The sequence below is a fragment of the Streptococcus intestinihominis genome (genome assembly GCF_046824975.1).
Classification (GTDB): Bacteria; Bacillota; Bacilli; order Lactobacillales; family Streptococcaceae; genus Streptococcus.
Map to the genome: position 1 here is coordinate 146,964 of NZ_JBKQBL010000004.1, position 14,390 is coordinate 161,353.

Here is a 14,390-nt window from a genome sequence, read left to right on the forward strand (position 1 = left end):
CTGGTTCCTCTCCTGACCCCTTTGCTTGATAAGCCTTACCATCTAAGACAATCAATTCGCCATCGATTGAGTCCAAGGTCCCAATTCCTAAATCTCCATGCTCCAGTAATTCTTTAATGGTAAAGGATCCCCCATAGAGACCTGCCATCAAAGCCCCCAAGGTATTGTATTGAAACAATTTCACCGGTTCCATTTTTTCTCCCTCATTCATCTTGTCTTCTTTTTAGCCCTTCCAGTATACCATATTATCAAGGACAATAACAGAAAGACTGATTAAAAAAGAGCGGGCCAGAACAATGATACATACCTGTTCCTAGTCCCACTCCCACAAGAGCCAAACTCTTATTCTTCTAGCAGACTCTCATAGAAAGCTTGCATTTGCCCATCATCTGGCACTAGCTGCAAATAGCCTTCTGCCACTTCCCGAGCTTTTGCAATATCACCCAACTCTCTCAAGAGGTAGCTATAGCTTTCTAAGAACTCTGGATTTTCTTTCAAATCTGGGTAGAGCTCTTCATAGATTGGATCTGCTTTTTCAACCTCTTCGAGTGCTACCAAGGCACGAGCGATATTCCAGCGGGTGACCACATTCTCCACTTCCACATCCTGCCATTCAAGGACGTCTTCATAGCGTTCCTGTTCCAAATAAAGGGTTGTTAGGCGAAGGGCGATATCTTCGAGATCCTCAGCCACTTCTTTGGCTTCTAACAGATAGTTTTCCGCCTTTTCTGGCTGGTGCAACTCGTAGGCCAACTGGGAAGCTAGAAGGAGGAGGTAGGCGTCGAAAGGATTCTTTTGGATCCCTTGCTCTGCTATCGCTAGCGCTGTTTCTCGGTCATTCTCAGCTTGTAGAGCCAAGGCATAGCCGTATTCATACCCTTCAAAGTCTGGTGACAATGTATCGATCTGCTTGAAGTAGATTAGAGCCCGTTGATACTCTTCTCGGTCATAGAGAAGGGTTGCCAATTCATAGGCAATCTGGTCATCAAACTCGATTTCCAAGGCCTTTTCTAAAAACTCAATGGCAGCCTCAAACCGACCTAGATTCGCATAGGCATAGCCGATCCGCTGATAAGTGGAAATGCCTGTTTCTTCTAAAATGAGACGGTTGTCTAACTGAGCATACTCTTGAATGGCTTCTTGGTAATTTTCGAGTTCCAGATCAATCTCTGCCAAGCCAAGCCGAATGATCGGATCATCTGAAAGAGTCGCTGCTTCCATCAGCTTTTCCCGAGCCACATCAGCAAGCCCCTCACTTTGGTAGAGGTCCGCCTTGACTAGGAGACTGGCTAAATACCATTCCGAACTTTCAGGGATTTCTTCCAAATAAGCAAAGGCTTCTTCCATTAGACCATCCTCGGCTACAATGGTCGCTAGACTCAGATAGACCTCTGGATAATCATCTCTTAGATGCAAGTAGGTTTGCTTGGCTTCAGGATAAAAACCAATACTTTCAAAATACTGGCCCAATTCTAACAAGGTTGCTGGATCGTCTTCTAGCAAAGCCTTTTCCAAATAAGCCGGCAAGCGATCTAGCTCTTGCTTCTCAATTGCTTCTAGAATTTTTTGACTATTCTTCACGTTGAATTTCCTCAATTTCGTCCTTTTCGTACAAGCCACTGACATCTTTGTACCACTCAAATAGAGCACTGATGACAACTTTAGCTGAAGCGTAAACTGGGATTCCCAAGAAGACTCCCCAGATTCCAAACATAGAGCCAGAAGTAATCAATACAAACAGAATCGTGATCGGGTGGATATTGAGCTGACTACCCAAGACAAGTGGGGAAACGAAACGTCCCTCAATGGTTTGCTCAACAATAAAGACAATAACGACTTTGACAAACATCTCTGGTCCCGCTACCAAGCCTAAAACTAAGGCTGGGAGCATGGCCAGAAAGCTTCCTAGATAAGGAACCAGATTTAAGAATCCCGCCGTCACTCCTAAAGTCACTGCATAGCGTAAACCGATGATTTTAAAGAAGACAATGAACATAAGAGCCACTACAATAGCCACTGTAATCTGACCTCTGACATAATTGGCCAATTGTGTATTGACATCAGACAGCACCTTGCCTGCTGATTCACGAATCTTGGTTGGTAAGAAGCGGATGATCTGCCCTTTCAGGTTCTTTCCATCTCTCAAGAGGTAGAAGACGATGAAAGGCATAATAATCAGAGCAATAATGACCTGAGAGGCGACTGCAATCAGATTGCTGACCCAGTTGACTGCACGGGCAGAAAAGGAACTCGCCCAGCTAGTAATATTCTCTGACAACTGGCTGGTCCATTCATCCAGTTGAGGCTTGATTTCTGGCGACACTTTGTTGTCTAAGAAATCATCAATGGTCATATTGGCCTTTTCCAAGTAATCTGGCAGATTCTTCATAAAACTGAGCACCTGACGCTGAATGGCTGGAATAGCGACGGCCAAGCCCCATAAAATGAGAAGGGCAATCAAGATGAAGACGATGGAAATCGCAATAATCCGCTTAACCCGGTGCCTTTCCAAAAAGTCGACAATTGGATTTAACAAATAATAGAGGAGCCCTGAAATAATGACAGGCAGCATGACCGCTGCTCCAAACTCTAACAGGGGTGTAAAAATAAAACTAATCTTGCTCAGAACTAAAATATTCAATCCTATCAGCAAGGCTACTAGGAAAACAGTAATGGCCTTATTATCAACAAACCATTTAAAAAACCAGGATAAACTAAAATCTTTTTCTTTATGTTCCACAGGAATCTCCTTCGTTTTCAATCTGTTTTTATTTTAGCATTTTTAGTCTATAATTTCACGATATAGCTGAATGTGAGCTAGTTTTTAATTCTTAACTTGTCAATCCTTCACCTAATCGTTTTCCATCCCCTTCTTTTCTGATATAATGGAGCTATCAACAAAGTCGAGGTGCATGTGATGCAAGATATTTATTTCGGAACCTATACCAAACGCGACTCCAAAGGAATTTACAAAGCTTCCTTCGATGAAAGAACTGGTCAGCTTAGCGACTTACAACTAGTTGCTCAAGAGCCAAATCCAACCTATCTCGCTTTTTCAAAAGCTGGTTTCTTATACAGTGTGGGAGCCGAAGAGGGTCTTGGTGGCATTGCGAGCTTTAACCCTGACCACCAGTTGATTAATCACGTCGTCGATGAAGGAGCCCCCCTTTGTTATGTCTCTGTTGATGAAGCGCGTGGATTGGTCTATGGAGCTAACTATCACAAGGGACAAGTCCTCTCTTATCGCATCCATGAGGATGGGCATTTGACCTTTGTCGATCAAGCGACTCATCAGGGTTCTGGACCTCACGAAAACCAAGCCAGCCCCCATGTTCACTATGCAGATCTCACTCCTGATAAACTGCTCATCACTTGTGATTTGGGAACTGATCAAGTCGTGGTCTACCAAGTCGATGATCTAGGGAATCTTACGGAAGCACAAACCTACCAAACAGCTCCAGGTGCTGGTCCGCGTCACATCATTTTCCATTCTCATTATAAGACGGCCTACCTGATTAATGAATTAAATGCCACCATCGATGTCCTTTTCTATGATGGACTTGGCTACTTTGAACATTTCCAAACCATCTCCACCCTACCAGAAGATTATGAAGGTCAAAAATGGGCTGCTGCTATTCGCCTTTCCGAGGATGGGAAATTCCTCTATGCCTCTAATCGGGCCCATAATTCCATTGCAGTCTATGAAATCTTGGCAGATGGTAGCCTAGTGCTTCTTGAAATCGTTCCAACCAATGGACTCAATCCACGCGATTTCATTCTTAGCCCAGACCAAGAATACCTCATTGCAGTCCATCAAGACTCAGACAATGCTACTGTTTTTAAACGCGACAAGACAAGTGGTAGATTGACTGAATTGAGCCATGATTTTTACGTACCAGAGGCGGTTTGCGTCCTCTTCAACTAAGAATCAAAACGCTTGCTAGTTTGGTTGAAAAATGATTAAATAGTGATATTAATAAATAGTTTATAGGAGAAAACTCATGAACCCAATGGATTTGTTTAACCAAGTCAAAGAAATGATCGAAAAGAAAGATTTCGATGCTGCTAAAAAATTCATCGATGACAACAAGGATAACCTTGGTGACTACCTAGAACAAGCGAAAGCTCTTGTTACTGGAAATGATCTAGTAAGCGGTGCTGTTGATAAAATCAAAGGCTTGTTCTAATAAAACGATTCCTCAACTAGTTAGTTGAGGATTTTTTTTTGGCTCGATAACAAAAAAATCCTTGAGAAAACTCAAGGATCTTTTGTATCTCGTTAACTAGATTATTTTTTCAAGTTGTAGAATGATTTCAATCCACGGTATTCAGCTACTTCACCAAGTTGGTCTTCGATACGAAGCAATTGGTTGTATTTAGCGATACGGTCAGTACGTGAAAGTGAACCAGTCTTGATTTGTCCTGCGTTTGTTGCAACTGCGATGTCAGCGATTGTTGAATCTTCAGTTTCACCTGAACGGTGTGATACAACAGCAGTGTAACCAGCTTCTTTAGCCATTTCGATAGCTTCGAAAGTTTCAGTAAGAGTACCGATTTGGTTAACTTTGATAAGGATTGAGTTAGCAGCACCTTCTTGGATACCACGTGCAAGGTAGTCAGTGTTAGTTACGAAGAAGTCGTCACCAACCAATTGAACTTTCTTACCAAGACGTTCAGTAAGAGCTTTCCAACCTTCCCAGTCGTTTTCATCCATACCATCTTCGATAGTGATGATTGGGTATTTGTTAACCAATTCTTCAAGGTAGTCGATTTGTTCTGCAGATGTACGAACAGCAGCGCCTTCACCTTCGAATTTAGTGTAGTCGTAGACTTTACGTTCTTTATCGTAGAATTCTGATGATGCACAGTCAAATCCGATGAATACGTCTTTACCTGGTACATATCCAGCAGCTTCGATCGCAGCAAGGATAGTTTCAACACCATCTTCAGTTCCTTCGAAACGAGGAGCGAATCCACCTTCGTCACCTACGGCAGTTTCCAAACCACGTGATTTAAGGATTTTCTTAAGAGCGTGGAAGATTTCAGCACCGTAACGAAGAGCTTCTTTAAATGTAGGTGCACCAACTGGCAAGATCATAAACTCTTGGAAAGCGATTGGAGCATCTGAGTGAGAACCACCGTTGATGATGTTCATCATTGGAGTTGGAAGAACTTTAGTGTTGAATCCACCAAGGTAGCTGTAAAGTGGGATTTCAAGGTAGTCAGCAGCAGCACGAGCTACAGCGATAGACACACCAAGTATTGCGTTCGCACCCAATTTACCTTTGTTAGGAGTACCGTCAAGAGCGATCATTGCACGGTCAATAGCTTGTTGATCACGAACATCGTAACCAATGATTGCTTCAGCAATGATGTTGTTTACATTGTCAACAGCTTTTTGAGTTCCAAGACCACCGTAACGAGATTTGTCACCGTCGCGAAGTTCAACTGCTTCGTGTTCACCAGTAGAAGCTCCAGATGGAACCATACCACGTCCGAAAGCACCTGATTCAGTATAAACTTCTACTTCAAGTGTTGGGTTACCGCGTGAGTCTAGGACTTCGCGAGCGTAAACATCAGTAATAATTGACATTTCTTACTCTCCTTTGAGTTTAAATTTTTTACACCTCTATGATACCTTAAAAATACGCGTTTTTCAAGAAAAAACGTTATCTTTGTGCAGATTTTCCTTAACTTTATCAAGAAATCGCTTTCTTTTTGTTTAGATCAGCCTTTATTCGTTTGGCATTTTCAACCTAAAGTATGATATACTATTCTTATGACTGATCTATCTAAAGAAATTATGGAAAAGGCTAACGGTGGCCTAAAATTAAATCCTGATGAACAACGTCGCTTTCTAGGTACGTTTGAAGAGCGCGTTCTAGGATATGCCGATTTAAAAACAAGCAATAGTCCTCAGCTTCAGAAGGGCTTTTTGAAGGTGCTGAAAAGCTTGAATGAACAAGCTAACCCTCTCTTTGTAAAGATTTCTCCAAATGTTGATTCTAGCGTCCAGTTGAGCTATCTAAAACAAGCAAAAGAATTTGGTTGCCAGGCTACAATTGTTTCGGAGGAACACGACTCCTCTCCTTTTGGGCTCGTGATTCATACAGATGCACCAATGACCACTACTGACAAGGACCTTCGTTCTGCTTTTGCGGATCTCTGGGAGGAAGAAAAGAAACCGACCAAACCTTCTCTTTGGAAAAAATGGTTTGGTTAATCAGAGCTGTCCCTTAGACATTTTATTAGTATTAAACATTAGATGGAAAAAAGCGGTTTAACCGCTTGAGTATGTAGACAAGCTATTGTTTTACATAAAACAGTTAGATGATTATCAAAAATGACTTTTAATTTTTAGTTATTTACGAAGATCAAAAACTTTCCGCTGTGAGAAAAATGCCTGAAACATAATTGTTCCAGGCATTCGGAATTATTGAGACCTTAGGCTCAATAATTAGTCATGGAACTTTGAAAAAGTTCGCTGACGTCCGTACTCACCTAAGGAAAGTTTTTCTGAAGACTTTATCTTCAATTTGAAGCGGTTTAACCGCTTTTTTCTATGCTTAATATATTTCCGATATTTCTAGCTGTAAAGAGAAGATTTTCCCTCACATCGTTCAGAAGTTGCTCTAAACTATCGGGATGTTTCGTAATAGAAAAGGCACCGACTATATTTTCAAATGGGAGACTTGGTAAATCATCTGCAAGACTACCACAAATGGCTATTACTGGGATTCCTTTTGGGGTTCGTCTCGCAACCCCTATCGGAGCTTTTCCGGATAGACTCTGATGATCCAGTCGCCCCTCACCGACAATAACCAAGTCTGCGTTGGCTACTTTGGAGTCAAAGTCGATCAGATCTAAACAGCTATCGATCCCTGATACTAGTCTCGCTTGCGCGAAGGCACAAAGACCCGCAGCAAGACCTCCACCAGCACCCATCCCTGCTTGAGTCAAAATACTTGGACAGTGCTTTTCGTAAAAGCTGTAAATAGCTTGATCCACTTGCTCAAACATATTGGTACTGAGCCCCTTTTGTTTTCCAAAAATATAGGTCGCACCATCTAGTCCACATAAGGGATTGGAAACATCTGCTAAGATCTGTATCTGGACATCATCTGGGATCTTGAACGTTTCCTCTTTACGGATGGAATCCCATTCTAAAAGACTTTGTCCACAGGCCTTTAATTCTCTTCCTTCTCGATCATAGAATTGGTAGCCTAGACCTGCTGCAAGTCCAAGGCCCCCATCATTGGTCGCTGTTCCTCCAACCCCGATATAAATCTCCTTTTTCCCCTGTTTGATTAAAAAACAAATCAGTTCACCAATTCCTCGGGTCTCTAGGTCAAGTGGACGGCGTTGATCAACTGGAATTTTTCCTAAACCGATCAAGTCGGCTACTTCAAAGAGAGCCAAAGAGTCCTTCTCCATATACCGCATTTCTACTGGCTCTCCAAATGGACCTGTGACAAGGGTAAAAGTTTCCTTCAATCCCAATGAGTAGCTGATGGCATCCACTGTCCCTTCCCCACCATCTCCAACAGGACAGGTGACCGGTTCTACATCGAGGAGAGACTGACGCAAGCCTTCTGCAATCATTTCTGCTACATCTTTCGCAGGTAAGCTTTCTTTGAATGAATCTGGAGCAATTAAAACTTTCATGGACTCATCTCCTTTTTTCTATCCTTCCCTTTCCCATCACAGCTTCATTTCCATAAAAAAACATCCAGGAATATTCTCCTGGATGTTTTAGATTAGAATCGGATGGATTCTCTTGTTTTTTCAAATGAGGTAACAAATCTCTCTGTTACTCCTGGTTCAACTGTTTCCAATGCTTCTGAAATGACTTTGAATGAAGCAGGATAGTCATACTCTTTTTCAAAGATGTACAAGGCTTCATCAAAAGCTGCTTGGACATGATCGTCGAATGAACGATAGCGATTTGAGTATTGAAGCAACTGCTCTGTTAGAGTAGCATATTGTACTAATTTGTATGTTTCTTCCTCTAACTCTGTCATATCGTTGGTCAAAATATCCAGGAGACGGTTGGCGTTTTCGATATTGACACGACGACCTTCTAACTCAGCCAAGAGAGCTTCTGTGTTATCACTTGCAGTGAAGAAGATAGTAAGGAAGGATTGAGGGATTCCAGGTAAGTTACGCTTATCCATGTAACGCTTAATGGCATGTAAACGGTTGGCGTAGATATTTACCTTTTGACGAGCATTTGTGTCGTCTTTCTCAATCTTAGACAAGGTTTCGCTCAAAGCAATTTGATCATCTTCAATCTCTTTCAGACGTTCTTCAATCGCTTCTAACTCTTCTTGAAGGATAGAGTAGGCTTTTTGAGTTTCAGATGTATCCTTCAAGGCATCTTCTACAACGAGCTCTTGAGCTGTTAATTCAGCTTCTAACTCCTTCAAATGATTTTCCTTAAGTTCTTTGCTTTCAAATGTTTTGCTGAGACGTTCAACTTCTTCTGCTAAACGCTTGTTATTTTCCTTCGCATGAGCAAGGTAACCTGGTAAGGCTTTGACCAATTTTTCAACAACTTTGTGTGATTCAATTTCACGAGTGAAAATATCATACAAGGCGTTGATTTCTTCTTGAATCTGCTCATTTTCATAGAGCGCATTATCTAATTCAAGAGCAGCAACATTTTGTAGGTTGGCTTTCAAAGCTGCATGCAATTGTTGGAACCGTGCTTCCAAATCAGTCTCTGTAAAATGATAACCAGATTCCAAAAGTTTGCGATGACCAGCTTCCAAATCTTCCAATTGATCAGGAAGAGTTGTTTGTACATCCTTCACAATTGCAGGAACTTTTTCAACAATATGCGTCAAGGCTACAATGTGGTTTTCAGCTGTATCCAAAATTTCTGCAGCTTCAACAGGGTCACCTGATGAATTCAAGGTTACAAATTTTGAAAACTCAACTTGAATATTTTCAGCTTGCTTCTCGATTTCGGGAAGTGCTGGGCCGTATGCGTCTGGATCAGAAGCTACTTGTTTTTGCAAGTTTTCAAACATATCCAAGGCATGAACAACCCGACCGCTATTCTTTTCTTCTTTTTCTTTTAATTCAGATAAAGCTTGACGGATGGCCTTGATATCTTCATCGATCAATTGAACCTGACTCTCAATATTTCCAATTGCTTGCTTGGCTTTTAAAAAGCGGAAAGAATTGTTGTAGCCTTCTGCTTCAAAGAGGTTGTTCTCGATATCAGCAAAAGAATTGAGGGATAGGTCCACCCATTTTTGATTCCATTCACGAAATGCAACTTGACTTTGACCAATCAAATGCATATTCTTCACTTCTTCTACTTCATCATTTACCGGAAGGTTATACAACTGTTCTTTTCGTTCTTCCAGAGATGCCAGTAAGGCTTCGTTACGCTTTCTCAATAAGACTGCCACTACATATCCTAAAACCAAGAGGACCCCAATGACAATAATGAGAATAATTAGTCCACGAGACATATAAAAACTCCTTCATTAAATTACTTGAAAGTAATCGTAGTTATTATATCATAAATATTCGAATAATTGGCAAATATCGCAGAATTTTATACATCAAGTGTACTATATTCGGCATTTTCTTCGATAAATTCACGACGAGGTTCTACTCGATCCCCCATGAGCATATCAAAGATTTTATCTGCTTCTGCTGCATCATCAACTGTCACACGCGCCATGAGGCGATGTTCTGGGTTCATCGTTGTTTCCCAGAGCTGATGATCATCCATCTCACCCAAACCTTTGTATCGTTGAATCGTTGGTTTGGAACGACCTTCAGAATAGCGCTCCAAGGCTTCAGCCAATTCTGCTTCTTGGTTGGCTCCTGGTTGGATGTATTCTTTGATTTCACTACCGACTTTTACACCATAGATTGGTGGTTGGGCGATGTAAACATAGCCTGCCTCCAAAACTGGTTTCATATAGCGATAGATCAAGGTTAAGAGGAGGGTTCGAATATGAGCTCCATCGACATCAGCATCTGTCATGATGACTAATTTTTGATAACGGGCTTTTGATACATCAAATTCTGCACCAAAACCAGTTCCCATAGCTGTGAAAAGGCTACGAATTTCTTCGTTGGCTAAAATCTTATCCATGCTGGCTTTTTCCACGTTGAGGATTTTCCCTCGAATAGGGAGAATCGCCTGGAACTCGCGGTTTCGACCTGATTTAGCAGATCCTCCGGCAGAGTCTCCTTCGACGATGAAGAGTTCTGTCTCAGCTGGATTGTTAGATGAACAGTCTGCTAATTTACCAGGAAGGTTTGAGATTTCTAAACCAGATTTCTTACGGGTGACTTCACGGGCGCGCTTAGCAGCAACACGCGCTTTGGCAGCCAAAATTCCCTTTTCGACAATTTTCTTGGCAATCTGCGGATTTTCCAACAAGAAATCAGAGAAGGCATCGCTGAACAAGCGGTTGGTAATCTTCACCACTTCAGAGTTTCCAAGTTTGGTCTTAGTTTGTCCTTCAAACTGTGGATTTGGGTGTTTGACAGAAATCACTGCTGTCAACCCTTCCCGGACATCTTCCCCTGTTAGATTTTCTTCATTGTCCTTGAGAAGTTTATTCTTACGCGCATAGTCGTTGATAACACGGGTCAAAGCTGTACGGAAACCTTGTTCATGAGTCCCCCCTTCATGGGTATGGATGTTATTGGCAAAACTCATGACGGTTTCGTGATAACCAGTCGTGTACTGCATGGCTACTTCAACCGTGATATCATCCAATTCTCCATCGGTATAAATCGGAGTTTCAAATATGACATCCTTGTTTTCGTTGATGTATTCTACATAACTAGCAATCCCACCCTCATAGTGGTAATCTTTCGTTTGCTCCTGCCCTTCACGCTTGTCCGTGATCGAGATCCGTAAGCCACGGTTCAAGAAGGCTAATTCTTGAATCCGTTTGTTCAACTTGTCAAAGTCAAATTCAGTGGTTTCTGTGAAAATCTCTGGGTCTGGAGTAAAATGAACGGTTGTACCAGTTCGATCAGTTTCACCGATCACTTCAAGATCTGCAACGACTTGCCCACGTTTGTATTCTTGGTAATGAATTTGGCCATTCTTATGGACATGAACATCTAACTGAGTCGACAAGGCATTTACGACGGATGATCCAACTCCATGGAGTCCACCTGAAACCTTGTACCCACCACCGCCAAATTTTCCTCCCGCATGGAGAACGGTAAAGACAGTTTCAACCGCTGGACGACCTGTTTTTTCTTGAATGTCAACCGGAATCCCCCGTCCATCATCGACGACTGTAATCGAATTGTCCGCTTCGATAAAGACTTCGATATGGCTAGCAAATCCTGCAAGGGCCTCATCGATTGAGTTATCGACGATTTCCCAGACCAAATGGTGAAGACCTTCTTTAGAAGTGGATCCGATATACATCCCCGGACGCATCCGAACTGCTTCTAAACCTTCTAAAACCTGAATCTGACTGGCATCATATTCTTGACCAGTCGTTTCTTGCTTCAATTCTTCTGTCATTCTTTCCCTTTTCTAATTAAAAATATAGGCACTTAATTGATCCATTGAGTCAAACAAATAGGTCGCCATGCCAGCTCTCTGACCAGCTTCGATATCGATCGGGCGATCTCCAATCACCAAGCCAGACTCAATCGCATACTTGTCTTTTAGATACAACATGGACGCAGGATCTGGTTTACGTGGAAAACCATCATCAGCTGTCACAACTTCTGTAAAGTAATGACGAATCCCTGTTTTTTCTAGGATGGTCTCTACGTGATGGTCACGGTGAGAAACCAAAAAATGACGGGCTCCGATTGCTGTCAGACGATGCAATAACTCCTCAGTCCCCTCGAATAAGCAGGGGATTTCAAGAGCTTCTTTCTCTCGCTGTTTATACTCTCCCAAAAAGTCTGGAAGGTCTGAGGCAAACTGCTGAACAGCATAATCCGTGGAAACCTTTAAAGCTGCATAAACGGAATCATGATCAGCCTCCCTTTGGAAATACTGTAAGGTCGCTACAAAAGCTTTTGTAGAGGTCTCATAATTGTCCAATAAAGTCCCACCAAGATCCCATATAAAATCATGATAATCCATAGCTTCAATTATACCATAATTTTCAAAAAATTGCTTGTAAAGTCAATGTTTTCACGGTTTTTTTACAGTCATCTCACACCTGTTTTACTTTCATTCAAAAAGCATTTATATTTTGACAAAACTAGCCTATAAAAAAATGAAGACAGGAATTTTCCTACCTTCATTTTTCTTCTCGACAACTATGGGGCCGATGTTCCAAAAACATCTTGATAGAGCATCCCTTCTCTCAATGCTGTGTCATCTCCACCAAAATGGTTGACCAGGGCATAGGAAAAAGCAAGTGCTGTTGCAGGACCCCGACTGGTCAAAATGTGACCATCCTGGACCACTGCTTCTTTCACATAATGCTCTGTTCCAATTTCTTTTTCGAAGCCATCATAGCAGGTATAGCGTTTTTCATCAAGTAGTCCAGCTCGATCCAAGACAATCGGAGCTGCACAAATAGCTGCTAGACTTTTTCCTTGTTCATGGGCTTCTTTTAAAGACTGAATCAAGCCTTCATGGTCGCGTAGATTTGCTGCTCCCGGCATCCCTCCTGGAAGGACAATGCCATCAAAATGATCCAACGAACCGGACCAGACCTCATCAACCTTCACTGTGATCCCATGGGAACCTGTCACTTCTGGATCAAATCCAACCATCAAACACTCGATTGCTGCTCTTCGCAAAACATCGACAACGGTCAAGGCTTCGATTTCCTCGAAACCATTTGCTAACATCACCGCTACTTTTGTCATATCAAATTATTCCTTTCTCGTGTAGTCGACTCAATTGTTTCTGTCTCAATAGTCGACTTTCTTTTTTCCGTTCTTCACTCACCCTATTTTGATGGCTCATGGATAATAATAAACCAATCCCAATAAGGTTACTCACAATAGCGGATCCTCCTTGTGAGATAAATGGCAAGGGAATTCCAGTGAGAGGCAAGATCCCCGTTACTGCCCCAATATTCTCAAATATGTGGAAGACCAGCATCATGATGAAACCAGTTGAGATATAGGTGTAAAATTGATTATTAGATTTCAGGGTAATGCGCAACATCTTATAAACTAGAAACATGTATAAGAGAAGGAGGCACAGTCCTCCTACAAATCCAAAATCTTCCGCGATGACCGTAAAAATCATATCACTCTCCCTGACCGGGATCAACAGATTAGATACATTAAAACCTTGCCCCAATAGACCACCGCTGGCAATGGCCAGCTGTCCCTGAGCCTGTTGGAAGGTCATGGTTTGTGCATAATCAAAAGGATTCAACCAGGCTAAAATGCGGTTCATCTGATAGGTGGGCATCCCCAGAGTTTGATGGAGAAAGGCCCGCCCACCGTCGGATAGAAAGACGGCCAAAAAGAGAGCAATTCCACCTGCGAGGGTCAAAAAGACTGGTAAAATGATTTTCCAAGAGACCCCTGAAATAAGGACTACTCCTGAGAAGATGGCCATAAATACCAAGGAGGTTCCAAAATCATGTTGAAAGGCTAGAAGCCCTAGGACCGGTATGGTATAGGCAGCAATTTGGAGAATGAGAAAAAAGTCTTTTTTTAGCGTCCGATTTTCTTCCCTATTGTTTCGTAAAAAATGAACAATCGCACGAGAGACCATCAAGATATAAGAAATTTTCATAAACTCTGATGGCTGAAAAAGGCTGATCCCCTTGTAGGCCACCCAGTTTTTAGAACCGGTCGAAGCAACCAGGTTTGGGTTGTAAAAATAAAGGGGCAAGACCATTAAGACCAAGCCAAAGACATACAAGTAAGGCGTTACTTTCCATAAAAATTCTGTATTAAAGAGCATAACGACAAAACTAATCATACATCCTAAAACAATCCAGGCAACCTGTTGGCCTAAAATTGACCAAACCAAGTCAGGATAATCATTCGAAACTGCAATATAGACTGCCACCACTCCAAATGCCAATAATAACAAAACAGTGGTGATCAAGGAGAAATCTCCTCTAAGTTTGAAAGACTGACGTCTCTTCATTTCATCTCCCTTTCATTTAGATTCCTAAAACGTGTTGAAGTAGCAAACTAGAAATGGATACAGCTAGCCAGGCCACAAGGCCGATGAGCAAAGGGGCCACCCCCTGCTTACGGAAGGCCTGAATAGACACTTGACTTCCAACGCCAACCAAGGCCATGGCCATCAAATATTGTGACAACCATTTACAGAAGGGAATCCAAGAACTTGGAAACCAGCCAAAGGACGTCACTAAAGAGGCCAAAAGGAAGTAAAAAATAAACCAAGGAACAATTTTACTCAATTTCACTTGCTTCCCTTCTCGATCCTGTTTCGA

General features: G+C 42.0%; 14 protein-coding genes. 3 read left to right on the plus strand and 11 right to left on the minus strand.

From position 1 onward, the window contains the following. The 3 genes from ACLOR3_RS07575 to ACLOR3_RS07585 all read right to left on the minus strand — a co-directional run. Positions 1-193: acetolactate decarboxylase (locus tag ACLOR3_RS07575; protein WP_412037132.1), on the minus strand; the 193-nt coding region annotated here is incomplete at its 3' end. 149 nt (positions 194-342) lie between these two features. Next, complete coding sequence (locus ACLOR3_RS07580; RefSeq protein WP_411399904.1) at positions 343-1,581, minus strand: tetratricopeptide repeat protein; 1,239 nt, start codon at positions 1,579-1,581, stop codon at positions 343-345. Then, positions 1,571-2,740, minus strand: a complete 1,170-nt coding sequence (locus ACLOR3_RS07585; protein WP_411399905.1) for an AI-2E family transporter — start codon at positions 2,738-2,740, stop codon at positions 1,571-1,573. Before ACLOR3_RS07585 ends, ACLOR3_RS07580 begins: the two co-directional genes overlap by 11 nt. Positions 2,741-2,914: 174 nt before the next feature. Here ACLOR3_RS07585 and ACLOR3_RS07590 point away from each other — a divergent pair, with 174 nt between their 5' ends. Both ACLOR3_RS07590 and ACLOR3_RS07595 read left to right on the plus strand, forming a co-directional pair. After that, complete coding sequence (locus ACLOR3_RS07590) at positions 2,915-3,925, plus strand: lactonase family protein (RefSeq protein ID WP_411399906.1); 1,011 nt, start codon at positions 2,915-2,917, stop codon at positions 3,923-3,925. Between the two features lie 76 nt (positions 3,926-4,001). Further along, positions 4,002-4,187 carry a hypothetical protein gene (locus ACLOR3_RS07595; RefSeq protein ID WP_411399907.1) on the plus strand — a complete coding sequence of 62 codons (186 nt, stop codon included), beginning with the start codon at positions 4,002-4,004 and terminating at the stop codon, positions 4,185-4,187. Positions 4,188-4,288: 101 nt separating this feature from the next. On the opposite strand, the gene eno is transcribed toward ACLOR3_RS07595, so the two are convergent. Beyond that, positions 4,289-5,593, minus strand: a complete 1,305-nt coding sequence (eno, locus tag ACLOR3_RS07600) for a surface-displayed alpha-enolase (RefSeq protein ID WP_006597394.1) — start codon at positions 5,591-5,593, stop codon at positions 4,289-4,291. Positions 5,594-5,779: 186 nt separating this feature from the next. Here eno and ACLOR3_RS07605 point away from each other — a divergent pair, with 186 nt between their 5' ends. Next, positions 5,780-6,223, plus strand: coding sequence for a DUF1694 domain-containing protein (locus ACLOR3_RS07605; protein WP_195549996.1), 444 nt, complete (start codon positions 5,780-5,782; stop codon positions 6,221-6,223). Between the two features lie 323 nt (positions 6,224-6,546). On the opposite strand, the gene ACLOR3_RS07610 is transcribed toward ACLOR3_RS07605, so the two are convergent. The 7 genes from ACLOR3_RS07610 to ACLOR3_RS07640 form a co-directional block, all read right to left on the minus strand. Then, positions 6,547-7,665 (minus strand): glycerate kinase, encoded by a 1,119-nt coding sequence (locus ACLOR3_RS07610; RefSeq protein ID WP_411399908.1) that lies wholly within the window; start codon positions 7,663-7,665, stop codon positions 6,547-6,549. Positions 7,666-7,757: 92 nt separating this feature from the next. Next, on the minus strand, positions 7,758-9,482 hold the full coding sequence (gene ezrA, locus ACLOR3_RS07615; RefSeq protein WP_411399909.1) for a septation ring formation regulator EzrA: 1,725 nt from the start codon (positions 9,480-9,482) through the stop codon (positions 7,758-7,760). An 86-nt stretch (positions 9,483-9,568) separates the two neighbouring features. Further along, on the minus strand, positions 9,569-11,518 hold the full coding sequence (gene gyrB / locus ACLOR3_RS07620; RefSeq protein WP_048789359.1) for a DNA topoisomerase (ATP-hydrolyzing) subunit B: 1,950 nt from the start codon (positions 11,516-11,518) through the stop codon (positions 9,569-9,571). A 12-nt stretch (positions 11,519-11,530) separates the two neighbouring features. Next, the gene (locus tag ACLOR3_RS07625; protein WP_156676617.1) at positions 11,531-12,094 is read right to left on the minus strand and encodes an HAD-IA family hydrolase; all 564 of its coding nucleotides are present in this window, start codon (positions 12,092-12,094) and stop codon (positions 11,531-11,533) included. A 179-nt stretch (positions 12,095-12,273) separates the two neighbouring features. After that, a complete protein-coding gene (locus ACLOR3_RS07630; RefSeq protein WP_411399910.1) occupies positions 12,274-12,831 on the minus strand; it encodes a DJ-1 family glyoxalase III in 558 nt (185 codons plus the stop codon). Between the two features lies 1 nt (position 12,832). Beyond that, positions 12,833-14,077: an FtsW/RodA/SpoVE family cell cycle protein gene (locus tag ACLOR3_RS07635; RefSeq protein WP_048789357.1), complete on the minus strand. Its 1,245-nt coding sequence runs from the start codon at positions 14,075-14,077 to the stop codon at positions 12,833-12,835. A 16-nt stretch (positions 14,078-14,093) separates the two neighbouring features. Continuing rightward, a partial coding sequence (locus tag ACLOR3_RS07640; protein ID WP_412037113.1) for a putative sulfate exporter family transporter occupies positions 14,094-14,390 on the minus strand: 297 nt, incomplete at its 5' end.

Coding starts and splice junctions, on each gene's coding strand:
- ACLOR3_RS07595 (WP_411399907.1), top strand. CDS start 4,002: ATGAACCCAATGGATTTGTTTAACCAAGTCAAAGAAATGATCGAAAAG.
- eno (WP_006597394.1), bottom strand. CDS start 5,593: ATGTCAATTATTACTGATGTTTACGCTCGCGAAGTCCTAGACTCACGC.
- ACLOR3_RS07605 (WP_195549996.1), top strand. CDS start 5,780: ATGACTGATCTATCTAAAGAAATTATGGAAAAGGCTAACGGTGGCCTA.
- ACLOR3_RS07610 (WP_411399908.1), bottom strand. CDS start 7,665: ATGAAAGTTTTAATTGCTCCAGATTCATTCAAAGAAAGCTTACCTGCG.
- ezrA (WP_411399909.1), bottom strand. CDS start 9,482: ATGTCTCGTGGACTAATTATTCTCATTATTGTCATTGGGGTCCTCTTG.
- gyrB (WP_048789359.1), bottom strand. CDS start 11,518: ATGACAGAAGAATTGAAGCAAGAAACGACTGGTCAAGAATATGATGCC.
- ACLOR3_RS07625 (WP_156676617.1), bottom strand. CDS start 12,094: ATGGATTATCATGATTTTATATGGGATCTTGGTGGGACTTTATTGGAC.
- ACLOR3_RS07630 (WP_411399910.1), bottom strand. CDS start 12,831: ATGACAAAAGTAGCGGTGATGTTAGCAAATGGTTTCGAGGAAATCGAA.
- ACLOR3_RS07635 (WP_048789357.1), bottom strand. CDS start 14,077: ATGAAGAGACGTCAGTCTTTCAAACTTAGAGGAGATTTCTCCTTGATC.